The 23,604-nt window shown below is 62.9% G+C and carries 24 protein-coding genes and 2 pseudogenes; 7 read left to right on the top strand and 19 right to left on the bottom strand.

Annotated elements, in window-relative coordinates; translation table 11 throughout:
* Positions 1-8: 8 nt before the first annotated feature.
* From IPM84_15405 to IPM84_15365, 9 genes are all read right to left on the bottom strand, one after another.
* Positions 9-548: a hypothetical protein gene (locus tag IPM84_15405; GenBank protein MBK9094125.1), complete on the bottom strand. Its 540-nt coding sequence runs from the start codon at positions 546-548 to the stop codon at positions 9-11.
* A complete protein-coding gene (locus IPM84_15400; protein MBK9094124.1) occupies positions 545-1,054 on the bottom strand; it encodes a hypothetical protein in 510 nt (169 codons plus the stop codon). The genes IPM84_15405 and IPM84_15400 overlap by 4 nt, the downstream gene beginning before the upstream one ends.
* Entirely contained in the window at positions 1,051-1,989 is a 939-nt protein-coding gene (locus IPM84_15395; GenBank protein MBK9094123.1) for a glycosyltransferase, read from the bottom strand. Before IPM84_15395 ends, IPM84_15400 begins: the two co-directional genes overlap by 4 nt.
* Positions 1,990-1,998: 9 nt before the next feature.
* Positions 1,999-3,159 (bottom strand): glycosyltransferase family 4 protein, encoded by a 1,161-nt coding sequence (locus IPM84_15390; protein MBK9094122.1) that lies wholly within the window; start codon positions 3,157-3,159, stop codon positions 1,999-2,001.
* Positions 3,156-4,346, bottom strand: coding sequence for a glycosyltransferase family 4 protein (locus tag IPM84_15385; protein ID MBK9094121.1), 1,191 nt, complete (start codon positions 4,344-4,346; stop codon positions 3,156-3,158). Before IPM84_15385 ends, IPM84_15390 begins: the two co-directional genes overlap by 4 nt.
* Positions 4,312-5,745 carry an O-antigen ligase family protein gene (locus IPM84_15380; GenBank protein ID MBK9094120.1) on the bottom strand — a complete coding sequence of 478 codons (1,434 nt, stop codon included), beginning with the start codon at positions 5,743-5,745 and terminating at the stop codon, positions 4,312-4,314. The genes IPM84_15385 and IPM84_15380 overlap by 35 nt, the downstream gene beginning before the upstream one ends.
* Complete coding sequence (locus tag IPM84_15375; GenBank protein ID MBK9094119.1) at positions 5,742-7,049, bottom strand: glycosyltransferase family 4 protein; 1,308 nt, start codon at positions 7,047-7,049, stop codon at positions 5,742-5,744. The genes IPM84_15380 and IPM84_15375 overlap by 4 nt, the downstream gene beginning before the upstream one ends.
* The gene (locus IPM84_15370) at positions 7,046-8,344 is read right to left on the bottom strand and encodes a hypothetical protein (GenBank protein MBK9094118.1); all 1,299 of its coding nucleotides are present in this window, start codon (positions 8,342-8,344) and stop codon (positions 7,046-7,048) included. The genes IPM84_15375 and IPM84_15370 overlap by 4 nt, the downstream gene beginning before the upstream one ends.
* Positions 8,345-8,533: 189 nt before the next feature.
* Positions 8,534-8,719 (bottom strand): hypothetical protein, encoded by a 186-nt coding sequence (locus tag IPM84_15365; protein MBK9094117.1) that lies wholly within the window; start codon positions 8,717-8,719, stop codon positions 8,534-8,536.
* A gap of 274 nt (positions 8,720-8,993) precedes the next feature.
* Here IPM84_15365 and IPM84_15360 point away from each other — a divergent pair, with 274 nt between their 5' ends.
* The 7 genes from IPM84_15360 (at position 8,994) to IPM84_15330 (ending at position 16,867) form a co-directional block, all read left to right on the top strand.
* Positions 8,994-10,721: a nodulation protein gene (locus IPM84_15360; GenBank protein ID MBK9094116.1), complete on the top strand. Its 1,728-nt coding sequence runs from the start codon at positions 8,994-8,996 to the stop codon at positions 10,719-10,721.
* Positions 10,722-10,755: 34 nt separating this feature from the next.
* Positions 10,756-11,262: a hypothetical protein gene (locus IPM84_15355; GenBank protein ID MBK9094115.1), complete on the top strand. Its 507-nt coding sequence runs from the start codon at positions 10,756-10,758 to the stop codon at positions 11,260-11,262.
* Positions 11,263-11,466: 204 nt separating this feature from the next.
* Positions 11,467-13,302 (top strand): 2-oxoacid:acceptor oxidoreductase subunit alpha, encoded by a 1,836-nt coding sequence (locus IPM84_15350; GenBank protein ID MBK9094114.1) that lies wholly within the window; start codon positions 11,467-11,469, stop codon positions 13,300-13,302.
* 4 nt (positions 13,303-13,306) lie between these two features.
* Positions 13,307-14,395, top strand: coding sequence for a 2-oxoacid:ferredoxin oxidoreductase subunit beta (locus IPM84_15345; protein ID MBK9094113.1), 1,089 nt, complete (start codon positions 13,307-13,309; stop codon positions 14,393-14,395).
* Between the two features lie 71 nt (positions 14,396-14,466).
* Positions 14,467-15,099, top strand: a complete 633-nt coding sequence (locus IPM84_15340; GenBank protein ID MBK9094112.1) for an MSMEG_4193 family putative phosphomutase — start codon at positions 14,467-14,469, stop codon at positions 15,097-15,099.
* A 40-nt stretch (positions 15,100-15,139) separates the two neighbouring features.
* Entirely contained in the window at positions 15,140-15,682 is a 543-nt protein-coding gene (locus IPM84_15335; GenBank protein ID MBK9094111.1) for a DUF3090 domain-containing protein, read from the top strand.
* Between the two features lie 63 nt (positions 15,683-15,745).
* On the top strand, positions 15,746-16,867 hold the full coding sequence (locus IPM84_15330) for a hypothetical protein (GenBank protein MBK9094110.1): 1,122 nt from the start codon (positions 15,746-15,748) through the stop codon (positions 16,865-16,867).
* Positions 16,868-16,996: 129 nt separating this feature from the next.
* Here IPM84_15330 and IPM84_15325 read toward each other — a convergent pair whose 3' ends face one another.
* The 10 genes and pseudogenes from IPM84_15325 to IPM84_15280 form a co-directional block, all read right to left on the bottom strand.
* The gene (locus tag IPM84_15325; GenBank protein ID MBK9094109.1) at positions 16,997-17,689 is read right to left on the bottom strand and encodes an RloB domain-containing protein; all 693 of its coding nucleotides are present in this window, start codon (positions 17,687-17,689) and stop codon (positions 16,997-16,999) included.
* Positions 17,676-18,959: an AAA family ATPase gene (locus IPM84_15320; protein ID MBK9094108.1), complete on the bottom strand. Its 1,284-nt coding sequence runs from the start codon at positions 18,957-18,959 to the stop codon at positions 17,676-17,678. The genes IPM84_15325 and IPM84_15320 overlap by 14 nt, the downstream gene beginning before the upstream one ends.
* A 220-nt stretch (positions 18,960-19,179) precedes the next feature.
* Positions 19,180-19,587 (bottom strand): hypothetical protein, encoded by a 408-nt coding sequence (locus IPM84_15315; GenBank protein ID MBK9094107.1) that lies wholly within the window; start codon positions 19,585-19,587, stop codon positions 19,180-19,182.
* A gap of 202 nt (positions 19,588-19,789) precedes the next feature.
* Positions 19,790-20,125: pseudogene (locus IPM84_15310) on the bottom strand (DNA-binding protein).
* 69 nt (positions 20,126-20,194) lie between these two features.
* A pseudogene (locus IPM84_15305) lies at positions 20,195-20,278 on the bottom strand (type II toxin-antitoxin system RelE/ParE family toxin).
* A 38-nt stretch (positions 20,279-20,316) separates the two neighbouring features.
* Entirely contained in the window at positions 20,317-20,583 is a 267-nt protein-coding gene (locus IPM84_15300) for a hypothetical protein (GenBank protein MBK9094106.1), read from the bottom strand.
* The gene (locus tag IPM84_15295; GenBank protein ID MBK9094105.1) at positions 20,570-20,857 is read right to left on the bottom strand and encodes a BrnT family toxin; all 288 of its coding nucleotides are present in this window, start codon (positions 20,855-20,857) and stop codon (positions 20,570-20,572) included. Before IPM84_15295 ends, IPM84_15300 begins: the two co-directional genes overlap by 14 nt.
* Positions 20,858-20,962: 105 nt before the next feature.
* On the bottom strand, positions 20,963-21,229 hold the full coding sequence (locus IPM84_15290; protein MBK9094104.1) for a helix-turn-helix domain-containing protein: 267 nt from the start codon (positions 21,227-21,229) through the stop codon (positions 20,963-20,965).
* Positions 21,229-23,460, bottom strand: coding sequence for a ferrous iron transport protein B (gene feoB / locus IPM84_15285; GenBank protein MBK9094103.1), 2,232 nt, complete (start codon positions 23,458-23,460; stop codon positions 21,229-21,231). The genes IPM84_15290 and feoB overlap by 1 nt, the downstream gene beginning before the upstream one ends.
* Positions 23,460-23,604 (bottom strand): ferrous iron transport protein A (locus IPM84_15280; GenBank protein ID MBK9094102.1); only part of this gene is annotated, 145 nt, incomplete at its 5' end. The genes feoB and IPM84_15280, both read right to left, overlap by 1 nt.

Raw genomic sequence — 23,604 nt, 5'->3', positions numbered from 1 at the left:
ATTACCCTTCATGGCTTCCAAAGTTGTTCATCATGGCGCCACAGGCAATTGTAGCACAACCAGCCTGTCGCAGCAATGTGGCGGAATTTGTGACCATGGAGGATGAAGTCCATGATGATCTCTACGAGCTGGCCCGGTTCTTCGTGATAGGGGTTGAACGATGCCGTGCGCGCCTGGGCGATGGCCTCGGGCAGGCGGGCCAAATCCTGGCACCAGACGAGATGGCCGCGGGCGGACATGGCAGCCAGCAGGTCGTCCTGATGATCGTCGTAGCGGTCATGATTGCTGACGCCCACCAGGCGCTTGCCCTTGCGCAGCACCTCGGTGACGACGCCGATGCCGCCGTGCGATACGATCACGTCGGCCTGGTCGAAGTACGGTTCGAGCGACGGCGCGAAACGGAAATGATCCGCATGTTGGGGTACGAACGCGCCATGCCCGATCTGCAGCAGCACCTGTTCGCCGGCCGCTATCAGCGTCGGCGCCAGCTCATCCATGGCCTGAATCAATGAGTTGAAATCGCCCGCGCCCACGGTGACAAAGATCATACCAACCGTCCTGCATAAATCGCCTGCGGATAATCGTCCAGCAACTCCGGCCATTGCACAAAAAAGAGATGCGCCAGGCGCTTCATCAACCGCCCGGTCAACGACAGCCGGGTGACGCGCGCGCCGCATTCGATGAAGATCACGCGCGCGCCGAACAGTCTGGCCCACAGCGCCACCGGCACCGCCACGGCCGGCCCAGAGGTGATGACCGCGTGCGGTCGCGCGGCCAGGATGACGAAGAAGGACTGCACGAGCGCCAACAGGCTGCGTAAGATCTCCTGCCAGAGGGCATACGATTTGTAGCGCGTGCGATTCACCCAGAAGATGGCGCCGGGGATGCGGATGCGCTGGCCGGAGACGTTGTCTTCACGCGTGATCAGATACTGATAGACGAACGGCGCCCCGTGCGCAGCCAGCATGTCCACCAGGCGCAGAATCTCCGCGGTGTGCCCGCCCTGACCCAGGATGACCAGGACACGCCGGGGGCGACTATCATTGTGAATCATCGCAGCACCTCATGATAAACCGCGAGCACCTGCTGAGCGGCCGCCGCGCCCGATAGATGGCGGATGCGGCTGCGACCGTCGGTGCGGCCGCCAAAGGCCAGCGCCAGCGCCAGCTTGTCGGCCACGCTCTCCACCGTCGGCGCGGTCAGGTAGCAGCCGGCCGTGTCGCGAATCACCCCCGCCACGTCGCCCACATCGGTGGCGACGATCGGCAGGTTGCAGGCCATCGCCTCCTTGATGACCATGGGCGAACCTTCGTAGCTGGAGGTGAGGCCCAGCACGTCGGCCGCCTGCATGAAGAGCGGCACCCGTTCGTGCGGCTGCCCGCTGGCGATCACCAGGTCAACCGGCTGCCCGGCGGCCTGCAAGCGGGCCACGGCGCCCTCGAGCAGATGTACCTGCTTCTCCGGCCGCGGCTCGCCGACGAAGACCACCAGTTGACGCTCCGCCGGCAGGCCCAGGGCGGCGCGCGCAGCCGCCTGCTCGCCTGGCGTGAACAGATCGAGATCAATGCCGCAGGGAATGACCGCCACGTGCGGCAGGTTCATGTGCAGATCATCGAGGACCCGCGGGGAGGTGACGATAACCCAGTCAGCCAGACGCGCCAGCGCGCGCGAGAGGGGCGGCGTCCAGCCCACGGCCACTTCACTGCCGTGCAGGGTCAACACCAGCGGCCAGCGGAGCTGACAGCGCGCCAGCACCCCGCTCAGGACGTAGTGCGCATGCACCAGGTCATAGCGCTGGCGGCCCAGGCTGCGGCTTAAGACGGCGGCCATGCCGGCCACGTAATTCGAGGTGTGGCGCTGGCCGTCGGCGAAGAGGACATCCATCTCCACGCCCAGACCGCGCAGGGCTTCCACTTCGTCATGCACAAAGGTGCCGAAGTGGGGCCGGCGGGGCGAGGGGTACATGTTGGTCACCAAAAGAACGCGCATAGAAAAAACTCACCGACCGGGGGCTGATGGACTGCCGGCGGCGAGCCGGTAGAGGGAATGATACCTGGCAGCGACCACGGTTGGCAAAAATCGCGCCAGCGCAACCTGGCGCGCCTGCGCGCCCAGGGTCTGGCGCAGGTCGGCGTCACGCAGCAGCGCCAGGGTGCGGCCGGCCAGGGCTGCGGCGTCGCCCACCGGGACCAGGTAGCCGGTGACGCCATCGCTGACCAGGCCGGGAATGCCGCCCGCGCGGGTGGCAACCACCGGCCGGCCGGCCGCCATCGCTTCGGCGACGGCCATCGGCACATGATCGTGCCGCGAGGGATGGAGGAGCACGGCGCTGTCGCCCAACGCGGCGACCACGTCTGCGGGCGGCGCCAGCCCGGTCACGCTGATGACCTCCTGCAGGCCGTGCCGGGCAATGGCCTGCATCACCTGCGCATGGTAGCCGCGGTCGGCAATGCTGCCCAGGCAGCGCAGGGTGACGGCCGGCTCCTGTTGGTGCAGCAGCGCGAGCGCGGCCACCAGGGTGAGTTGGCCCTTGAGCGGCACGATGCTGCCGATGGCGATCAGGCGATGGCTCTGCGCCGCGGGCGGCAGGGCAAAGAAAGCGGTCGAGACCGGATTGTCCACGCGGTGAATCTGGCCGGCCGTGTGCGGCCGCAGATAGGCTTCGCCAAAGGCGCTGAGCGCGGCCACGTGCGGGGCGCGGCGCAGGGCCAGGCGTTCCAACGCCAGCAGGAGGATCAGAGCCAGGCGCTGCTGCGGCGGCGCGGGCTGGCGCAGTTCGCGGCCGGCCAGCCCATGCACGGTGTAGATGGTGGGCAGGCCGAGGCGCAGGGCCGCCACCGCGTAGTCGGCATTGTGGGCATGCACGACATCGGGCTGAATGGCACGCAGCACACGGCTGACCCGGCCAATGTTGGCGAATAGGTTGGGGATCAGGCGCTGCGGCGGGGAGGCCAGGGCATGAAAGGTGACGCCGTTTGCGCTGTAGGTGACATCATGCACGACTTCGGGCCGCGTGGAAACTACGTGCAGTTCCAGGTCGGGGAGCGCGGCCAGGCCCTGCACCAGGTTGACCGCGACGCTGTCAATGCCGCCGATCACCTCGTCCGGCCGGGCCGGGTAGAACGTTGCCAGCGCCAGGCGCAAGCGCTCGGCGCTCATCGCTGCCTCACCTGTTGATAAACGGCCCGCGTGCGCAGGGCCACGGCCAGCGGATGAAAGCGGCCGGCCGCTTCGGCGCGGGCGGCCGCGGCCAGGCGCAGCGCCAGCGCCGGGTCATCCAGCACGCGGCGCAGATTGGTCGCCAGGCCGTTGATGTCCGCGGCCGGCGAGAGCAGACCGGTGCGCCCGTGCTCGATCATGTCGGGCACGCCGCCCACGGCCGTGGCGACGACCGGGCAGCCGGCCGCCATGGCCTCGGCGATGGTGACGGGCGCGGTCTCCTGATGCGCGGCCAGGGCGACTGCGGTGCAGCGCGTCAGTTCGGCGCGCATGGCCGCGGCGGACAGGCTGCCCAGGAAATGCACGCGGCCGTGCAGGCCATGCGCCTGCACGGCCTGCACGCAGGCTGCGCCATACGCCGGCTCTGCGCCCATCTCGCCGGCCAGGCGCAGTTCGACGCGCTCATCGGCTGCGGCAACCTGCGCAAAGGCGTGAATGAGGTCCAGGATGCCCTTGCGGCTGATGATGCGGCCGGGGCAGAGGAGGGTGGCCGGCGCGGGCGTGCGCGCGATGTCAAAGAAGGCGGCGTCCACCGGGTTCTCGATGGCGGTGATGCGGCCGCGCCGCGCCAGCCAGGGGAATTCACGCAGCAGATAGGGGCTGATGACGATGATGTTCTGCGCCCGCGCCAGGCTGTAGCGCTCGTAGACGCGGTCGAACGTCCAGCGCAGCCGGCCGGCCAGGCTGCCGCCCTGGCTGGCCAACCGCGCCTCCTGCGCCACGACGCCATGAATGGTGACGACGGCGGGCAGGCCGCTGGAGAGCGCGGCGTCCACGTTGGCGCCGGCGCTGTGCGCATGAACCACGTCGGGCGCGACGCTGCGGATGGCCCTGCGCAGCCACCACCAATCGGTGCGCAGCAGGAACAGGCGGCCCAGGCGCATTTCCGGGACGCGATGAACCGTGACCCGGCCGTGCTGCTCCTGCGTGATCTGGCTGACGGCCGGGCTGCCGCTCAGCACATGGATTTCCATGCCCGGCAGGCTGGCCAGTTCCCGCGCCAGGGTGACGACGACGGCTTCGACGCCGCCGACGATGCGCGTGGGATCGGCCGGGTACTGGCCCAGCATGGCGACGCGGCAGGGCGCGGCGTCAGGCGCGGGCGGCGGCATGTTCAGCCATGCCATAGACGGCTCCCATGAAAAAGTAGAACATCAGGCTGGTCAGGGTGCCGGTCGCGACATCGTAGGTCAGCGAGGTGCCGAGCATGATGAGCAGGACGGCCCAGCCCCCGGCGATCATGCTGTGCAGGACGCGCGGGGCGGCTGCGCCAGGCGGGGCGCGGCGACCGAAGCGCCAGAGATCGAACGCGATGACGGCAAAGCTCAAGAGATAGGGGGTCAGCGCCAGCAGGCCGCCGGAGGTCAGGACGAAGAGGTAGGAGTTGTGCGGCGCGGGGACGTACTTGGCGATGCGCGGCAGCAGGCCCTGGTCGAGCGCGGCCAGGCCGAAGCTGGCATAGCCGATGCCGAAGAGCGGGGCCTGTCGCCAGAGGGCCAGCGACACCGTCACGTTGTTGAGACGATCCTCGACTGAGGCCTCGTCGGCCAGGCGTTCTTCGATGATCGGCTGCTGACTGAGGATTGGCCAACTCAAGACGCCCACCAGCGTCAGCATGACCAGCGCCGGCAGCAAGGTGCGGCGCAGACGGCCAAAAAAGGCGGAAAGTACCACCACGGCCAGGGCCACGCCGGCCCAACTGGCGCGGTTGTAGGTGTAGAAAGCGGCGACGACAAAGGCCAGCATGAGCAGGACGATCAGGCCCTGCGCCAGGCGTCGCTTCTCGGTCGTCAGGAGCAGCAGGCAGGCCACCACGCTGAAGGCGAGCGGGATGCCGAAGAAGACCGGGTTGCCGAGCAGGCTGACCACGCGGCGCAGGCCGGTGCCGTAGGTGAACTGCACCGTGTCCAGGGCAAAGAGGACGCGGCCGGTCGCCTGTTCTTGCAGCACAAGAAAAGCGAGGTAGGCGCCGATGATGACCAGGGTCAGCAGAACGAGGCGGGCCGCGGCCGGCGTCTGCACCAGGTTGCGCGCCAACACGTAGGCCAGAAACGGCAGCAGGTAGGCATCGAACGCGGCCTGTACCCCGGCGCTGGCGCCGTAGACCGAGGACAGGCCGCTAAGCACGATGGCGGCGCCAAAGAGCAGCAGCGTCACATCGAGCAGGTTGGGGAGCGCCAGACGCCGGCGCCGCCGCGCGGCCTGCGCCAAGAGCAGGATCACCGCCCAGCCGGCGGCCAGCCGTGCCAACGCCAGGTCGGGGATGCCCGCGCCCAGGTGAATGTCGAGATTCCAGAAGGGTGCGAACGGTGAGATGGCGATCCAGGCGGCCAGGCCGAGCAGCGGGTCAAGCGTGACGAGCAAGAGGGCAAAGGCCACCGCCACCAGCGCCACCGTCAACGGCAGACGTTGCGCATCCCACAGGGTGAGGCCAAGCGCCAGGCCCAGGGTCACGATGCCGGCAGCCAGGGCCGTCCGTTGCAGCCACGGCCACCAGGGTGAAAATGGGCGGGCAGGTGCGTTCATGGCGTCCCACCTGGCCAGGCGCGGCCAGTCTCGCGCCAGATGTCGTCGTACATGGCTTCGACGCCGGCCACATGTTGGGCGAGCGTGTAGTGCGTTTCGACCCGCTCACGGCCGGCCGCGGCCAGGCGAGCGGCTTCGAGGGGATGCTGCCAGAGGTCGGTCAAGGCCGCGGCCAGGGCGGCGCTATCGCCGGGGGGAACCAGCAGCCCGTTGACACCCGACTCGATGATCTCCAGCACGCCGCCGGCCGCACTGGCGATGACGGGGCGCCGGCTGGCCATGCCTTCGATGACGACGCGGCCGAACGGTTCCGGCTCGATGGCGCAGTGGCAAAGGACATCGAGCGTCGCCATGACCTGCGGCACATCGTCACGTTGCCCGGCGAAGGTGACGCGATCGGCGATGCCCAGTTCCACAGCCAGGCGGCGCAGGCTCTGTTCCAGGTCAGGTTCGGCCACGTCCGGCGCGCCCACGATGAGCAGGTGCGCGGTGGGGCACTGGCGGGCGAAGGCGGCGAACGCGGTCAGGGCGACGTGATGGCCCTTCCAGGTGACCAGGCGTCCCAGGCTGCCCACCACAAAGGCATCATGCGCAATGCCCAGTTCCTGGCGCGCCGCGCCGGAGCGTAAAGTTGGCGGGAAATCGTCGGGGTTGACGGCGTTGGGCGCCACCTGGCCGCGACGCACCTGCGCGCCTGCCTGGCGCTGTTGCTCAGCCACGGCCTGCGAGATGTAGATGAACCCGTCTACGCGCCGGGTCAGCCAGCGGTCGGTCCAGGTCAGCGGGTCGAGGGCGCGCACATGGCAGACGATGGGGCGCTGCAGCCAGGAAGCGGCCAGGATACCGGCCCGGCTGACCGGCACGATGTCATTGAGATGCACCAGGTCAGGCTGCACGGGGGCCAGCAGATTGCGCAGGCGCCGCGCCTGCGGCAAGGTGTCAGCCAGCAGGCGACGCAGCGCGCCCGCGCCTTGCCAGGCCGCGAGGAAGGCCGGCAGCCGGCGCAGACGTGCCAGGGGGCCGCTGCTGCGCGCCCGCTCGACCAGGGCGGGGTAATCATCGCCCAGCCCCTGCCGCGAGCCGATGGTGAGCACGCCGCCAGCGAAGAAGCCGCTGTCGCGAAAGCGGGCGACGGCCGGGTTGGCTGCGTTGAGAACCACGGCCAGCCGGTAGAGCGGCGCGGGGTCATCTCCCAGGCGGCGACGTTCAGCCAGCCCCTGCGCCAGCAGCAGCAGGCTGACGATCGAGCCGCCGGGGCGCGGGGCCAGGTCAACAAAGGCGATGGTGTGCGGACGGTCGTTCACGGTGTGTGTACATGCCGGGGGGCCGGCCGGCTGGCGGCGCTGTCCTGGCGCAGGTTTTTCGCAAATTCGAGCACGAACGCCAGCACGATGCCGGCCAGTAGGGCCAACAGGGCCCCGACCAAAGCCAGGCGGGTGGTTTGCGAAGGGGTGGGGTCGGTGGGGATGCGCGCCGGCTCGATGATCTGCAGGAAGCCGGAATCCAGGCCCTGGTTTTCTTTGAGACGAGCTTCGGTCGCTTTGTCGGCCAGGAAGGTAAACGCGTCGTTGGCCCGTGCGACCGCGGCCTCCAGGTTGTCATATTCGGTGTGCAGACCGATGAGGGATGACATCTCTGTGGCGCGCTGGGCAATCATCTGGTCATAGCGGGCCTGCGCGGCGCGCGCCTGTTGACTGCGCACACGCTGCTCGGTGACCAGGTTTTGATAGCGCAGCGTCTCGTCCTGATAGGTGCGCGCCCACTGCTGGCGCGCATCGGCGCTCAACGAAGCGCCGAAGTCAGGCGTCACCGTCGCGCCCGGCGCCGGCGTCGTGGGTGTGGGGCGCGGCGTGCGCGGGTTTGGCGTCGGCACGGGGGCCAGCAGGGCAATGACCTGCGCCTGCGCCTGGTCCGCGGCCGCCTGGTACAGATCAAGCGTCGCCTGCGCCTGCTGCTCTTCGATCACCGCCTGGTCGCGATCCAGACGCAGACGCCGCAGCTCAGTTTGCAGGGTCGCGATTTCCGCGGGCAGCGATTCGATGCCGTTGGCAAGTCTGAACTTGAGAAAGGCATCCTGCGCAGCGGTCAGCTTCTGGCGCTCAGCGGCCAGTTGCGCTTCGATGAACTGCACACTCTGGTTGACCGGGGAGAGACGAAACTCCCGGTAGGCCTGCAGCGCAAAGTTGACATAGGTCGTGGCGATTTTTTCGGCCAGGTCGGGGCGTTCTGCGGTGGCGACCACACTGACGAAATCGTCCTGCTCCTCGAAGATCATGCGCTGCTGCAGGGTGTCCGCGTCCAGCGCCAGCCCCAGGTCGCCGATGGTTTGCCAGGCGATGTTGCGGCCGCGCAAGAACGAAAAGAACTCCTCGCGCGTGTTGATGATCTGCTCGCGCCCGGGCAGCGCAGAGGATGGCGCGAACAGGCTGACCGCTTCGGTTTCCACGGCCAGCACGCGCAGACGCACGCGGGCCTGATAACTGGCGGGCGCGGTGTAGCCCAGGTACAAGATCGTGGCGACGGTGACGAGCATCAGCAGGCCAATCAGCCAGGCCCAGCGCCGCACCACATGGATGCTGTTCAAGAACTCGTTATTCATCTCGACTCCGCCATGCTCAGCTCGTCATTCGACCAGGAATTCCAAATGTGGTCGCTGAAGACATCTGGAATGGAGGCTTTAGCCGGTTATTGGGCACTTGAGAACCCTGTGGCAGACCGGCTGAAGCCTCGATTCCGGGTACATTTGGATTTGCTGTCATTCGACCGGCCGCGCAGCATGGGGCATGTGTTACTGACCAGGATTTTGCGCACCCAGTCCCCACTTGGGCATCACCTCGGCGCGGTGATGGATGAGCATCGGCAGGCAGTCGGGGCAGATATGGAACGTGCGGCCCGCCATGCGCCAGGCCGCCACCGGCACCTGGTTTTCATCGCGGCCGCAGTTGATGCAGGCATTGATCGTGGTGTCATTCATGAGTATTCTCTCGTCCACTCCTCTGTTCACTCGAATTCTTCGGCTTTCTGGTTCGGGATTCAATTCTACCGCAAAAACGGTTTCTCGCCAATCATGACCCCGATGTGCAAATGTCGCCCTTCCCCCCATCTCCCCTTCTCCCCTTCCCCTTCTCCCCTTCTCCCCTTCCCCGGTCGAGGTGAGGTCACAACGCCTTTTGACGCACTTTTGGCCCTGTGCTATCATGGAGCCTGGCTACGAATGACCAATAATTTATATTTACACGCGGAGTATCATGAATATCCTGGGAATTTGCACCGAAGGCCCACAGTCAACCGGGGCCTGTTTACTGATAGACGGCAAGCTGATCGCGATGGCCGAAGAAGAGCGTTTCGTGCGCATCAAGCAGGCGCCGGGCCTGCTGCCCAGCCGCGCCAGCCAATACTGTCTGAAGGCCGGTGGGCTGAAGCTGAGTGACATTGATGCGATTGCGGTATCGTGGGATGTTGCCAAGTACACCGATTTCATGCCTCGCTTCTATGACGATGTCGAGCGCCGCTACGGCGACAAAGGTTGGCTGACCTACATCAGCGAAAAACAGATTTTACAGCGCTTCCAGCCGGACTACGTGCAGCATCGCATCACCGCCAGTCTCATCAAGGGTGCGGACCGCGGCCAGATGCGGCCCGTTCGCTATGTGGGGCATCACAAGACCCACGCGGCCGCGGCCTTCTGGTCGTCCGGCTTCGATGAGGCGACCATCCTGACGATTGACGCCAGCGGCGAGGAGCAGTGTACGGTGATCTGGCACGGCAAGGGCATGGAAATCACGCAGGTCGAGAGCTTCGACATTCCTGATTCCACGGGCTGGATGTACGCGGGCCTGACCGAGTTCCTGGGTTTTCGGCCCTACTCGGACGAGGGCAGCGTGATGGGGCTGGCCTGCTACGGCGCGTACGATCCTGAGATCGCCGCACTCTTCGAGCGCATTGCGCCCATCTCCCCGGACGGTAGCTATCGGATTGATCCGAGCTACTTCTTCTTCGGCGCGCACACGTACGGCGACCGCTACACCGACAAGCTGGTGCATGAGCTGGGTCTGCCGTTCAAGTACGGGGATGACATCACGCCGCGTCAGCAGAACATCGCCTGGGCGGTGCAGGATCGCCTGGAGCAGATCGCGGTAGGACTGGCGCGCCGTGCCGTGGCGCGGACCGGCTGCCGCACGCTGTGCCTGGCCGGCGGCGTGGCCTTGAACTGCAAGATGAACCGCGTCATCCTGGACAGCGGCGCGGTGGATCGGCTCTTCATCCAGCCGGTGAGCAACGATGCCGGTTCGGCCCTGGGCGCGGCGCAGTTGGTGGCCGCGGAGATGGGCGACGACCCGCGCTTCGAGCAGCGCCTGGTGCATTACGGGCCAGACTACAGCAACGCCGAGATCAAGGCGGTGCTCGATGGACACAAGCTAAGGTACGAGTATCTGCCCAACGGCCGCCTGGAGCGCCGCGCCGCGGCGCGCATCGCGCAGGGCGGCATCGTGGGCTGGTTCCAGGGGCGCATGGAGGCCGGGCCGCGCGCGCTGGGCAGCCGTTCCATCATCGCCTCGCCCATTGGCGCGGCGGTCAAGGACAGGATCAACGAAGCGGTCAAATACCGCGAACCGTGGCGACCGTTCGCCCCCTCGATCAAGGCGGAGCGCATCGGCGATTTTGTGCTGAATCCCATCGAGGCGCCGTTCATGATCCTGACCTTCGACGTGCGCCCGGAAGTGGCCGATCAGATTGCCGCGGTGGTGCATGTGGACAACACCGTGCGTCCGCAGACCGTGCGCGCCGAGGACCTGCCGCGCTGGTACCGGGTGATTGACGAGTTCGAAAAGCTGACCGGCGTGCCGATGATTCTCAACACCAGTTTCAACGTCAAGGGCGAGCCGATTGTCAACACGCCGCAGGACGCGGTGCGCACCTTCTACGGCAGCGGCCTGGACGGCCTGGCAATCGGCGATTTCTGGCTGGAAAAGTAGGGGCATAAAGGGCATAAAGGGCATAAAGGGCATAATGGAATTTCGGTATCATGCGACCGGTGATGAAGATGGGGTGCGCGTCGTCAAGATCGAGCAGGATGGCGATCGCTACCGGGTGACGGTGGACGGCCGGGCGTATGCGGTCGAGGCGCAGCGGCCGCAACATGGGGTCATCGTGCTCAACATGAACGGCCGGCGGACGCGCGCATGGGTGGCGCACGATGGTCTGCAGCGGCATGTGGCGCTGACGGGCGCGCGTACCTACATTTTGCGGCGACCGGACCCGCGCACCAAACAACGGCGCCGCGCGCCGGGCGCAGCCGACGGTGGCCTGGAAGCGGCCATGCCAGGCCAGGTGCTCGATGTGCTGGTGCATGTGGGCGACACGGTGGAGCGTGGGCAGACGCTGCTGCTGCTCGAAGCGATGAAGATGGAGCTGCGCATGGTGGCTCCCTTTGCCGGCCAGGTGCGCGCGGTGCGCTGTGCCGCCGGTCAGGTGGTGGAACGGGGGCAACTGCTGGTTGAGTTGCAGGCCCTCTGATTTTCGTGCAATCACATCTACTTTGTGATACAATAATGATCCATTTCATGATCCATTTCATAGCGGCCCATTGCCTACCGCCTTAGAATTGTCTTGAAATGGAAACGGACGCGACGTACGACGTGAATCAGGCCAGAAGGCGATTGCGTCTTACGCCCTGCCCAATCTCATCGGCACAAAGGTTATTTCAGGAGGAGACTCTCAATGTCAAGCACAACGGCTGTGCTAGATCACCCGGCGCCCGCGGCGGCTCCGGCCAGGCCGGACGTCGTCAACGATTTCTCGATTGTTGTAGCGACCCCCAATGGCTCCGGGAGCCAGACGGCCAACATTTCGATTATTCGCTCTATTTTTCGCATGGGCATTCCTGTCAACGGCAAGAACCTCTTTCCATCCAACATTCAGGGCCTGCCCACCTGGTACACCATTCGGATCAGCAAGGACGGCTACATTGCCCGCCGCGAAGGGACTGAGATTCTCGTCGCCTTCAATGAGAAGACGGCGGAGCAGGACCTGGCCAGCCTACCGGCGGGCGGCATCTGCATCCATCCCCTCGAATGGAAATTTGCCCGCAGTCGCACCGATGTGACCTACTACGGGGTTCCGGTCAAAGAATTTGTCAAGGCATCAGGCGCCGAAGACAAGATCAAGAATTACATCGCCAACATGGTCTACGTAGGCGCCCTGGCCTATCTCCTGGGCATTGACCTGGAAGATGTCAAGGGCGCCCTGCACACCCAGTTCGGCGGCAAAACCAAACCGATCAACCTGAACTTGACTGTGGTCAAGATGGCCTACGACTGGTCGGGCGCCAACCTGACGAAGACCGATCCCTTCCGCGTCGAGCCTATGGACAAGACGCAGGGCAAGATCATGATCGAAGGCAACATCGCGGCCGCCTTAGGCTCCGTTTTTGGTGGCGTGCAGGTGGTGGCCTGGTACCCGATCACCCCGGCCACCAGTGTAGCCGAGGCGCTGAACGAGTATTTGCCGCAGTTGCGCATGGACGAAAACGGCAAGCCCACCTTTGCGGTCCTGCAGTCGGAAGATGAGATTGCCGCGATCGGCACGGCGATTGGCGCCGGTTGGGCCGGCGCGCGCAGCATGACCTCCACCTCCGGCCCTGGCCTCTCGCTGATGACCGAATACGCGGGCATGGGCTTCTTTGCCGAAGTGCCGGTGGTCATCTGGGATGTGCAGCGCATGGGCCCCAGCACCGGCCTGCCGACGCGCGTGGCGCAGGGCGATGTGCTGATGGCCTATACGATGGGTCACGGCGACACCCGCCATGTGGTACTCTTGCCCAGTTCGGTGAGCGAATGTTTCGATTTTGGTATCCAGGCCTTCGATCTGGCCGAGCGCCTGCAGACGCCGGTTTTCGTGCTGAGTGACCTGGACATTGGCATGAATCTGTGGATGAGCGACCCTTTCAACTATCCTGAGAAACCGCTCGATCGTGGCAAGGTGTTGACCGCGGAAGACATCCAGCGCCTGGGCAGTTGGGCGCGCTTCGAGGATGTGGATGGCGACGGTATCGGCTACCGCACGCTGCCCGGCACCAAAGATTACCGCGCCGCCTACTTCACCCGCGGCACCGGACATAATGCCAAGGCGGTGTACAGCGAGCGGCCAGACGACTGGGAGCAAAACCTGGCCCGCCTGTACAAGAAGCACGATACCGCGCGCACCCTGGTTCCCAAACCGGTGGTGGATGACGCGGCGGCTACTAAGATCGGCATCATCTCGTATGGCTCGGCCGACCCGGCTGTGCTGGAGGCGCGTGACCGGTTGCGCAAGCAGGGGATCGAAACCAACTACCTGCGCGTGCGTGCGCTGCCCATCGAGGAGACGCTACGCGAGTTCGTGGCGCGGCATGACCGCATCTACGTGATCGAACTCAACTTCGAAGGGCAGATGGCCGAGATTTTATGCATGGAACTGCCCGAGTATGCACCCAAACTGCGCAGGCTCACCAAGTGCGACGGCCTGCCGCTGACCGCGCGTTTTCTCACCGAGTCCATCATGGAGCAGGAGCGATAACATCATGGCAACTCCACTTCCAACCACCACGACCATCGCCGGTTCGGACGGCAAGACCAGGACGAACGGCAATCTCAAGCTGAACCTGGTCGGGCTTGAACTGAAGGATTACGACGGTTCGCCTTCCACCCTGTGTGTCGGCTGCGGCCACAACTCAATTTCCAATCAGATCGTGCGCGTGGCCTATGAGATGGCGCTGAAGCCGCACGAGGTCATCAAGCTGAGCGGCATTGGCTGCTCCAGCAAATCGCCGGCCTATTTCTTGAACCGGTCGCACGGCTTCAACTCATTGCATGGCCGTATGCCCTCGATTGCCACCGGCGCCTGCCTGGCCAACCACACCCTGCGCGCCATCGCCGTCAGCGGCGACGGCGACACCGGCAGCATCGGCATCGGTCAGTTCAAGCACCTGGTGCGCCGCAACGTGCCCATGGTGTACATCATCGAAAATAACGGCGTCTACGGCCTGACCAAAGGCCAGTTCTCGCCGACGGCCGACATCGGGCAGGTGCTCAAATATGCGGGCACCAACGAATTCCGGCCGATTGACCTGTGCATGGAAGCGCTCATTGTGGGCTGCGGCTTCGTCGCGCGCTCCTTCGCCGGTGATGCCAAGCAGGTGCGCGAGCTGCTCAAGGCTGCACTCAGCCACCGCGGCACGGCCGTGATTGACATCATCAGCCCTTGCGTCACCTTCAACGATCATGACGAGTCAACCAAGAGCTACTCGTATGGTCGCACGCACGAAGAACCGCTGCACGAGGTGACGTACATTCCCGCCTATCAGGAAATCACGGTGGATTACGAGCCGGGCACGGCCGTGGATGTCGAAATGCACGACGGATCGCACGTCCGGCTGAAGAAACTGGACACCGCCTACGACCCGACCGACTGGATGCAGGCGGTGCAGGTTCTACGCGAGGCCGAGACCACGCGGCAGATCATCACCGGCCTGATTCACATCAACCCGAACCAGCCCACGATGCCTGATCTGGTGAATATCGCCGATCAGGAGCCGCTGGCGATGATGGCTAACGAAAAGCTGCGCCCCTCGCGTGCGCAACTTGCCGCGCTGATGCGCGGATTGGCGTAATCTGTCCATCAAAACGCACCTGCGAGCCGTAAGCCCGCAGGTGCGTTTTTCTACACGCAGTGAGCAAGCGCTTGACCACTCTTCTTCTTGTACGACATGCCACCAACGATTGGGTTGGTGAGCGCCTGGCCGGATGGACACCTGGTGTCCATCTCAACGCGGCTGGTCAGCAGCAGGCGCATGAGTTAGCAGAGCGCCTGGCGCACATTCCGATCAAAGCGATTTACAGCAGCCCGCTGGAGCGCGCCCTGGAAACCGCGGCGCCCCTGGCTGACCGCCTGCGCTTGCCTGTGGAACAGGATCCTGACCTGGGCGAAGTGTACTATGGGCAATGGACAGGCATGCCACTCAAGGCGATGCGCGAGACCGATCTCTGGCCGCTGCTGATGATCGCGCCCAGCCTGGCGCGCTTTCCTGATGGCGAGAGTCTGCTGGAGGCGCAAACGCGCGTCATTGGTGCGCTGGAACGCTTGCGCAGAACGCATCCAGATGATACTATTCTGGTCGTGTCGCACGCTGACATTCTCAAGGCGGCCGTGGCCCATTACCTCGGCCTGCATCTGGATCTGTTTCAGCGACTCGTGATTAGCCCGGCGTCCGTCACTGTGCTGCGTTTTGCAGCGCCTGGCCACGCTCGCCTGGAACATTTCAATGACACAGGCGTGCTGCCCAGTTTTGTGGAAGAACAGCAGAAAATTCCGTAAACGACGTTGCGCCAATAGTTGTGTAAAAAAGGAAACAGATATGCCGCAGTTTGATTACGATTTTGATCCGGTATCTCGCATCACCGTTGGCGCCATTGGCCGGCCGGGCCAACGCGACTTCTACTTGCAGGCGCGTAGCGGCCTGCGCGTGGTGACGTTGAAAATTGAAAAACAGCAGGTACAGGCGCTGGCGATCGGCATCTCCCAGTTGCTCGAACAGGTTGGGGATGTGCTCCCCCAACTGCGCACCGATTTGGTCAACGTCAACAACCCGCGCATGACCCTGGAGGAGCCGGTCTATCCGGCCTTTATGATCGGGCAGATTGGCTTGGGCTACGATGAGGCACGCGCCCTGGTGATCATCATTGCGCAGGAGTTGGTGGTTGAGGATGCCGAAGGCAGCAGTCAGGCGGCCCTGGCTCGCTTTGTGGCCGGGCGTGAGATGATGCGCGACTTCAGCGAACATGCCCTGGCCCTGGTGGCGGCGGGGCGCCCCACCTGCCCGCTATGCGGTCAGCCCATTGACCCACGCGGGCATTTTTGCCCTCCCAGCAATGGACACAGCACTTCGTTGATCCAGTAGGTGTGACTTGCTCATCATTTTCGTCACGCCGAAACCTTGATTTTGTTTAGCAGAGGAGGATTTATGGCAGCATCTGCAATGAGAATGAGCCGGCTGGCTTTTCCGACCGAGGCCGGCCTCTGGCTGCGCAGCCAGCGCTGGGACTTGACCTTCATTACCCTCAGCGTTATTCTGGTCCCCTTTCCCTACCTGGCCTGGTTGGCGCTCAACACGTTTGGCTTCAACACGGACCTGACCCGCAACGTCATCAATGGCCTGGTCGCGCTGGCCGTTGGCGGGCCGCACATGTACTGCACCTTCACGCGTACCATGTTGGATCGCGACTTTATCGAAAAACGCCCGGCGTTCGCCCGCTCGACCATCGCCATCCCGCTGATTGTCATTACCCTCGCCCTCTTCAACCTGGAACTGCTGCTGACCGTCTTTTTCTTCTGGGCATCACTGCACGTGCTGCATCAGATCGTTTTCATCATCGGCGTGTATGACAAGAAGCGGCGGGACACCTTGTCATTGCCCAGCCGGGTCATTGACTACGCGGTGGTGTTGACCAGCCTCTACCCCATCGCCGCCTACCGTCTGACCATCAGTCGTGATCTGTTGATCGGCACCAATGACCTGGGCAAGTCCATCCCTGAGTTCCTCAAGCAGCCCCTGTTCTTCTACCTGGCAGCCGCCACGTTTGGCCTGGCCTTCGTCCTCTTCATCGCCAAGACGATCAAGGAATACCGCGAGGGCAGCCTGCATGTGCCCAAAGCTGTCTTCATCCTGGTGACCACCATCACGTCGTTCATCGTGCCATCGCTGGGCAACCTGGACACGGCCTTTCAGGGGATGAACACCTGGCATTCGTTCCAGTACCTGGCCTTGACGTGGTACATCAACCGCATTCGCATCGAGAAAGGGGAGATGCATGCCCTGTCCATCGTCAAGCGCGTTTCGCAGGCGGGCGCGGCGCGTTCCTACTATCTCCTGATGGTCGGCTTCACCGTGGGCACCGTGGCCGTTGGCGCGCTCATCTTCGTGGTGCTGCGCTTCGGCGCCGCCATGAGCGTTAGCGCCTCCTTTGATCGCGCCTACTACATCTCCGTGCTCTCCTTCCTTTGGATGCACTATTATCACGATCACTTCCTCTTCACCCAACCGCAGGCCATGCTCAACGTCCCGGCCGCGGCGCTGGCCGCTTGAAAGACAGATAAAGAAACCGGACTTTGCAAAGTCCGGTTTCTTTGTTTTGCAGATCTGCTCTGCAGCCTGCCTTTGTCACAAGTCACTGCGCACTGTCTGCGAATTGTCGTCCATTTCGATGGATCAGCGTCACTTCACATGCTGACGCCCGCTTGGGCTCATCTCAATCATTTTTTCTGCCAGTAAATGCACCAGCGTAGATGGGTTCGGGAAACGTTGTTCACCTTGAGGATGGTTTTCCAGGATTTTCTTGGCATGCTGCAGCGCCGTTCGAGTCGGTGGCAGCTTATCAAAGACGGGCATGGCGGCGTGATAACCTGGAATGTAGCGTCGCAAGTATTCTTTGATCTCATCGCCATCAGCAAACGGGCGGGTGGTATGTTCGAAGTGCAAAATATACCAAAACTCAAAAGCCGGGTTGGAGACGGCCAACTGAAATTCGTTTTTATCGGCAACCTGTACGGCTCGGCCAAACGTTTGATTGTCACGTGGGTTCTCAACATCGAATACGCACCAAATTTCTTCGAAGTTGGGCAGGTTTATGCGCCCGCTCCGGATATCCTGTTGTCGTTTCATGCGTTGAGACAAGGCCTCATTAACTAAACTAATTGGAGCGCCCGCGCGCTCCGTTATCTTTACGCTGACGGTGGACAGCTTGAGATGATCCCGCAGGCTGGCGAAGTAGTTCGGTTCGGTTTTCTCACCTTCGCAAACGATCAGGATGCACTGGCCAGGAGAACGGTTTCCTGGCCGGCGATCGTAGGAACTCATCGCCCGCTCGTAACGACGCAGTTTGCGGTCATCCGGTTTACGCTTGGGCATGCTGCGCCTCTTCCCACAGTGGCTCGCCCAGGAACGGGATCGCGCCATAGCGGCCAAGCAAATAGCCTTTGGTCAGGGCTTCGTCCCTGCGCGGGCTGTAGTCCAGCAGCGGGTACAGATGCGAGCAGCCCTGGCGGTCTTTCTCCACAAACCAGACCTGGTCGCGCCGAAAGAGGTTGCAGTCCATCAGCGTGGTGTCGTGGGTGTTGAAGATCAACTGTGCGCCTTTAGGATTGATCTGCGGGTTGTGGAACATTTCAACCAGGTAACGCACTAGCAGCGGGTGCAGGCTGGCATCCAGTTCATCCACAAACAGCGTCCAACCCTTTTCCAACACTTCTACGAGCGGCCCGCCCAGGGCAAACAGGCGCTGCGTACCGTTCGATTCCTCTTGCAACGGCATGACTACCTCAGCCTCGGCCCCGACAGGATGGCGCATGTAAACATCCAGATGTTTTTGGTTGATCAACTGGTTACGCAGCGCCACAGGCATTTCTTCAGGCAGATCTTTTTCCGTGTAGGTCTCCTCATGCACTTCGAAATCCGAAATGCCAAAATCGGCCGCGATCATCAGGCGGCGGAGACGCTCGTGCGTCTGACGGTCTTCTCTGGCGCGGGCGGCCGAATAGGTGTACAGATAGGGGCTTAGTTGATCTGCGCCAATGACCCGCAGGCTTGTCTGGAACCACTCGAACACGCGCCCCAACTGGTGATGATTCAGCTTCGCGGCATTCGAGAGAAAAAGGACATCTGGCCGGGTCAACTCAGCCACCTGGCTGTTCTTACCTTTCAGGTTGCGCCCGAAGTTCCACGACGGCGCACTGCCCCCAGCCTGCTCCCGCTCGAACCAGGTTTGCGGCAGGCCCTTGGGGTAGGCCACCAACCACTCGCGTACCACCTGCTTTGCTGTCACATGAAAGCCGTACTGGTAGCGCACATCCTGATCATCAATGAACGTGATCTCGAACTCAGAGGGATCGGTATTCGGTTCCGCGACCAACAGGAATGGTGTCGCCGCAATGGGGCTGTTCAGTTTTCGATCCATCGAAGAATTGACGAAGTCGTCAACAAAATGAGCGGCTGCGATCAGATTCGACTTCCCGGCGGCATTGGGGCCATAGACCACTGCACTACGCAGCAAACTACGTCCGCCGAACTCAGGAACGGGCATGGTGTTTTCCGAAAGGGTCTTATCGGCGCTGGACACCAGGGAGAGAGTGGTTTCTTCACGAAAAGAGCGATAGTTCTTGATTTTGAGCTCGATCAACATAGAACACCTTCTTAAGGCACAAAGAACAAGTTCGCAAACATTATGCAATTCTGTGCCTAATTATACGAGAAATACGCAAATTTGTCAATAGAATTGAGGTGTTCTTGTGTTCTAAGATTGTATTCTGGTGTTCAGAGTTCTTTGTCAACAATCTGTCGAATCGCGTCAATCACTAACGCGGTGTGTACGGGTTGTGGTTGCTGTGGTGTCAATTCTTATCTCAAGGCGCTGACATCAGGTGGGTGTAACTCAGGCGTTGTTTGATTCCAATAAAGAGCGATTCTTCGAGTTCGATACGTTCCTGAACGACGCGTGTGAGCCATTCCTCAACGCTTTTCGTGCGATGCAATTGCGCCAGGAACGTCGCCCGCATCACCAAATCGCCGGGTAGTGACAACAATGCAGGTGTGCTGCGTTCGACCTGAATCGGAGGTTCCCAAGCCGCATCATCATCGGCCTGTGCAATGACAATCTGATCAATTTCTGATTCGGATAGCGTTGTGTTCGCCTTTGTGCTCATATATCCCATCCGGTAATGGTCCAGCAGCGGGTACAGATGCGAGCAGCCCTGGCGGTCTTTCTCCACAAACCAGACCCGCCGCGCTCTCCACCATCGCCCCGTATTCATCGTGTGTCGTCCCCCAGAAGCCATCGTCATAGTACGCAGCCTTGTAGGCAGGGCGCAGCTCGTCAGGCAGTCGTGACAGGGCCTGTTGCTAAACGCTCCAACGGCCATCGCTTCAGTCGCCGCCGGGAGTTCAGCGATGACCACCGACTGCCAATTGCATCGGCCTGCTCGGCGGTGCAGCACTCACAATTGGCGCCACGTGCAGCATAAACTCTACTTTGACGGTTTCAAAGGGAAATTCAACGCGACCATCCACCGTGCGATCAATCAGACCCGCATTGAGCAAAGCCGTCATATCACCGTGAACAGCCTTCACGTCACGCCCGACACGGCGAGCCGCCTCGCGAATTGAAATGGGTCCCGCGCCACACATGACTTTGAGCAGTTGCCATCGTCTGCTGGTAAGCACCTGCCATAACAACTCGGGGGTGGCGAAACCGATGTGCGCCTCGTGTTCTGCACGACCGGCATTCATGGTGTGCGCTGCGTCAGCCAGCGTCTCGGATAGTGATCGAACTTCAAGCACGACCGTGTTCATCGTTCCACTAGAATCTCTCCTGGATGTACCGGTGCAAACTTAGTAGTCATGGTCCTCAGCCTCTCACGCTCAATGATAGTCCGTCACTTCGACATCGTAGGCGTCACCCTCCTGCCAACGGAAGCAGATGCGCCACTGGTCATTGATGCGGATATCAGCAGCTTGTCGAATCTTGGGCACGATGATCTGGTTCAGGCAACCGCATACTGCATGTGCTCGACAAGCTTCTGTTGCAGCCATAAATTCGCTAACGTCTCGACCTGCACGCCGCGTCGGTGAGCCTGCTTTTCAAGCGCCATGAACAACTCAATCTCGATTGGCACAGCACACGCCATAGTAAACTCCACATCGGGCAGGCCAGGATTGTCGAATTCGGTGAAATCGTGGGTATCCCAGAACTCACCCACGCCTTCATCGGTATCTACCTGTGAAATGCTGCTAAATTTACTTGCGTCCATAGGTTCTACGCTCTCTCTCGCTCATCTCACGCGCACTGATAATAACGGCCGTCTGGCTAGTTGGCTTATAGATGAAGAATACAGCCAGATAGCGGCCTCCCATCGTATGTCCGAAACTCACATACACATTTTCTCCGTCGGTATGGCCCTTCTCCGCAAAGCGAATCCGGGACCTACCAAGTAATACCTGACGGGCTTCACGATCGGTGACGCCATGCTTGGCCTCAAGTTTCTCTTCTATGTGTTCAGGACACAAGATGGCTACAATCTGCATATTCCACAACCTCTATCTCGCCCTGAAAGTCACGGTTTCGTCGCGGGCGCGCAACCGATCGCGGTTCTTCCACGACCCTGAGTCTACAACCATCCTCATGAGTTGTCAAACAGCTCGATCGTGACCGGTCCCCCCGCTGCGCGCCGGCGCGTAACGGCGCCGGGCCGTCGTCATGATGACGCAGCCGCCGCGCCACGCGCACGCGCTGCACGGCGACGCCGCGTCCGCGACTTCCACCAGGTATCCCCGCTGCACCAGCGTTTGCAGCATGCCTGCGAGCGCCGCCTGGTTGATGTCCAGGCGCTGCGCCAGGTCATCCAGGCACAGCGCGCCCGTGCTTTGCCCCAGGGCGTCCAGAATCTCGTGCAGCATCAGGCGAACCCCGCCAGGCGACCCACCTGAAAGACGAGTACCGCTGCCAGATAGGCCATGCCGGTCTGATAGCCGGCTGAAAATGCGGCCCAGCGCCACCCAAACTCGGCCTTGATCGCGCCCAGGGTGGCTGCGCACGGCACATAGAGCAGGACGAACACCAGGTAGGAAAGCCCGCTGAGCGGCGTGAAATGCTGACGCAGCGCGCTGCTCAGGGCCGTGTCGGTGGCCGGCGCGGCCGGCGCGATCCTGCCCAATCCGGGCAGCAGGCTCAACAGGGTGCGGCCGGCCTGCAGGGTCGCCTTGCCCAAACCGGTGACGATGCCCAGCAGCTCCGCGCCCACGTTGGCGTTGGACAGCGCCGGCGCGGCGGGCGCCTGCGGCGCGTAGATCTGCGCCAGGGTGCTGACCACCACCTCTTTGGCCGCCAGCCCGGTGACCAGCGCGCCGGCCGCGTCCCAATGACCGAAGCCGGCCGGGACCAGCAGCGGCGCCACTGCCTGGCTGATCTGGCCGAAAAGGCTGTGCCGCTGATCCTGTACGCCCCAGGGCAGGTTGAGCAGCAGCCAGATAACCAGGGAGGCCACCAGGATGAGGCTGCCAGCCTTGCGCACAAAATCGCTGACGTTGGCCCACATGTGGACGCGCAGGCTGTGCCAGGTGGGCAGACGATAGGGCGGAAGCTCCAGCACAAACGCGCTGTCCGCCTGCTGGCGCAGCACCGTGTTGCTGAGAAGGAGACCGGCCAGCGCGGCCACCACAATTCCGGTGGCATACAGCGCCCAGATCAGGGTGCCGGACTGCTCACGAAAGAAGGCCAGCCCAAACACCACGTAGACCGGCAGCCGTGCCGAGCAGGACATCAGCGGCACCAGCAGCGCGGTGAGCACGCGGTCGCGGCGGTTTTCCAGGGTGCGCGTGGCGTAAATGGCAGGCACCGCGCAGCCGAAGCCCAGGATCATCGGCACGAACGACTTGCCGTGCAGTCCCATCCAGCTCATAGCCCGGTCCATCACAAAGGCCGCGCGCGCCATGTAGCCGCTGTCCTCGAGCAGTGACAGGAAGAAATAGAGCACCAGCAGGCCCGGCACGAAGGCTAGCACGCTGCCCACGCCGGCCACCACGCCATCCACCAGCAGCGATTGCAGCCAGGCCGGCGCCTGCAGCAGGCTCAAAAGCGCGCTGAGCCAACGCGCAATCGGCCCGTTGATGACCCCATCCACCCAATCGAGATAGGGGGTGGAGACATTTTGCACCACGTGAAAGATCAGGTACATCATGCCCAGGAAGAAGGGGATGCCGAGCCAGCGGTGCGTGACCACGCCGTCAATGCGGTCGGTCAGGTCCAGGCGGGCCGGACGGGCCTGGCGGATGACCTGACGCGCCAGGCCGCGCACAAAGCCGTAGCGCTGATCGGTGATGGCGATGTCCACCTCATCGCCGTAGAACTGGCGCAGGCGCTGTTGACTGGCCTGCACGGCCGGCAGCACAGGCGCAGGTGCGGCGAGCGCCGCGGCGGGCTGCATCAGCGCCAGCGGCAGCTCGCCCTCGCCCTCCAACAGCTTGAGCGCGACCCAGCGCGTGAGCGGCGATGCCTGGTCGTCCACACCAGCCGCCGGCGCCGGCAGACTGCGAGCATAGGCTGCGCCGACGCGGGCAATTTCAGCCTCGATCTCACGGCCATAATCGAGGCGAAACGCAGGGCGCGAATCCTCCGGCGCCTGCGCGGCCGCCTGCACGCTGCTCAGCAGCTCATCCAGGCCGCTGCCGCGCCGGGCGACCATGGGCACGACCGCAATGCCCCCAAGCAGCGCAGACAGCCGCGCACAGTCGAGCTGCAGGCCGGCGGCATCGGCCATATCCACCATGTTGACCGCCAGGACCAGGTTCGCGCCCAGTTCGAGCAGTTGCACGGTCAGGTAAAGGTTGCGTTCCAGGTTGAACGCATCCACCACGTTGATGACCACCTGCGGACGCTCCTGCAGGATGTAGTCACGCGCAATGACTTCTTCGGGCGAATAGGCAGACAGGCTGTAGGTGCCCGGCAGGTCAACGACCGTCATCTGCGCGCCGCTGACGCGTGTGCAGATTCCTTCTTTCTTCTCAACGGTTTTCCCCGGCCAGTTTGCCACATGCTGCTGCAATCCGGTCAGCGCGTTGAACACCGTGCTCTTCCCGGTGTTGGGATTGCCCGCCAGCGCCACCGTGATTTGCGGTCTTGCCATGTCCATCAAGACAGCATCTCCACGTCCACAAAGCTGGCGTCGTGCGGCCGCAGCGCCAGGTGATAGTTCTTGATGCGGTATTCTGTCGGGCTGCCCAACGGCGCCAGGCGAATAACTGCGATTTCCTCGCCGGGCAGCAGGCCCATGTCG

Source organism: Candidatus Amarolinea dominans (genome assembly GCA_016719785.1).
GTDB lineage: Bacteria > Chloroflexota > Anaerolineae > SSC4 > Amarolineaceae > Amarolinea > Amarolinea dominans.
This window is presented reverse-complemented; position numbering and strand designations above follow the sequence as displayed.

Excerpts from the sequence above, each read along its gene's own strand:
- IPM84_15325 (MBK9094109.1), bottom strand. The coding sequence starts at position 17,689 with ATGCCCAAGCGTAAACCGGATGACCGCAAACTGCGTCGTTACGAGCGG.
- IPM84_15350 (MBK9094114.1), top strand. The coding sequence starts at position 11,467 with ATGTCAAGCACAACGGCTGTGCTAGATCACCCGGCGCCCGCGGCGGCT.
- IPM84_15380 (MBK9094120.1), bottom strand. The coding sequence starts at position 5,745 with ATGAACGCACCTGCCCGCCCATTTTCACCCTGGTGGCCGTGGCTGCAA.
- IPM84_15330 (MBK9094110.1), top strand. The coding sequence starts at position 15,746 with ATGGCAGCATCTGCAATGAGAATGAGCCGGCTGGCTTTTCCGACCGAG.
- IPM84_15295 (MBK9094105.1), bottom strand. The coding sequence starts at position 20,857 with ATGCAGATTGTAGCCATCTTGTGTCCTGAACACATAGAAGAGAAACTT.
- IPM84_15390 (MBK9094122.1), bottom strand. The coding sequence starts at position 3,159 with ATGAGCGCCGAGCGCTTGCGCCTGGCGCTGGCAACGTTCTACCCGGCC.
- feoB (MBK9094103.1), bottom strand. The coding sequence starts at position 23,460 with ATGGACATGGCAAGACCGCAAATCACGGTGGCGCTGGCGGGCAATCCC.
- IPM84_15405 (MBK9094125.1), bottom strand. The coding sequence starts at position 548 with ATGATCTTTGTCACCGTGGGCGCGGGCGATTTCAACTCATTGATTCAG.
- IPM84_15355 (MBK9094115.1), top strand. The coding sequence starts at position 10,756 with ATGGAATTTCGGTATCATGCGACCGGTGATGAAGATGGGGTGCGCGTC.
- IPM84_15385 (MBK9094121.1), bottom strand. The coding sequence starts at position 4,346 with ATGGCATGGCTGAACATGCCGCCGCCCGCGCCTGACGCCGCGCCCTGC.
- IPM84_15360 (MBK9094116.1), top strand. The coding sequence starts at position 8,994 with ATGAATATCCTGGGAATTTGCACCGAAGGCCCACAGTCAACCGGGGCC.
- IPM84_15290 (MBK9094104.1), bottom strand. The coding sequence starts at position 21,229 with ATGCTGCACGAGATTCTGGACGCCCTGGGGCAAAGCACGGGCGCGCTG.
- IPM84_15345 (MBK9094113.1), top strand. The coding sequence starts at position 13,307 with ATGGCAACTCCACTTCCAACCACCACGACCATCGCCGGTTCGGACGGC.
- IPM84_15370 (MBK9094118.1), bottom strand. The coding sequence starts at position 8,344 with ATGAATAACGAGTTCTTGAACAGCATCCATGTGGTGCGGCGCTGGGCC.
- IPM84_15400 (MBK9094124.1), bottom strand. The coding sequence starts at position 1,054 with ATGATTCACAATGATAGTCGCCCCCGGCGTGTCCTGGTCATCCTGGGT.
- IPM84_15335 (MBK9094111.1), top strand. The coding sequence starts at position 15,140 with ATGCCGCAGTTTGATTACGATTTTGATCCGGTATCTCGCATCACCGTT.
- IPM84_15320 (MBK9094108.1), bottom strand. The coding sequence starts at position 18,959 with ATGTTGATCGAGCTCAAAATCAAGAACTATCGCTCTTTTCGTGAAGAA.
- IPM84_15395 (MBK9094123.1), bottom strand. The coding sequence starts at position 1,989 with ATGCGCGTTCTTTTGGTGACCAACATGTACCCCTCGCCCCGCCGGCCC.
- IPM84_15300 (MBK9094106.1), bottom strand. The coding sequence starts at position 20,583 with ATGGACGCAAGTAAATTTAGCAGCATTTCACAGGTAGATACCGATGAA.
- IPM84_15315 (MBK9094107.1), bottom strand. The coding sequence starts at position 19,587 with ATGAATACGGGGCGATGGTGGAGAGCGCGGCGGGTCTGGTTTGTGGAG.
- IPM84_15365 (MBK9094117.1), bottom strand. The coding sequence starts at position 8,719 with ATGAATGACACCACGATCAATGCCTGCATCAACTGCGGCCGCGATGAA.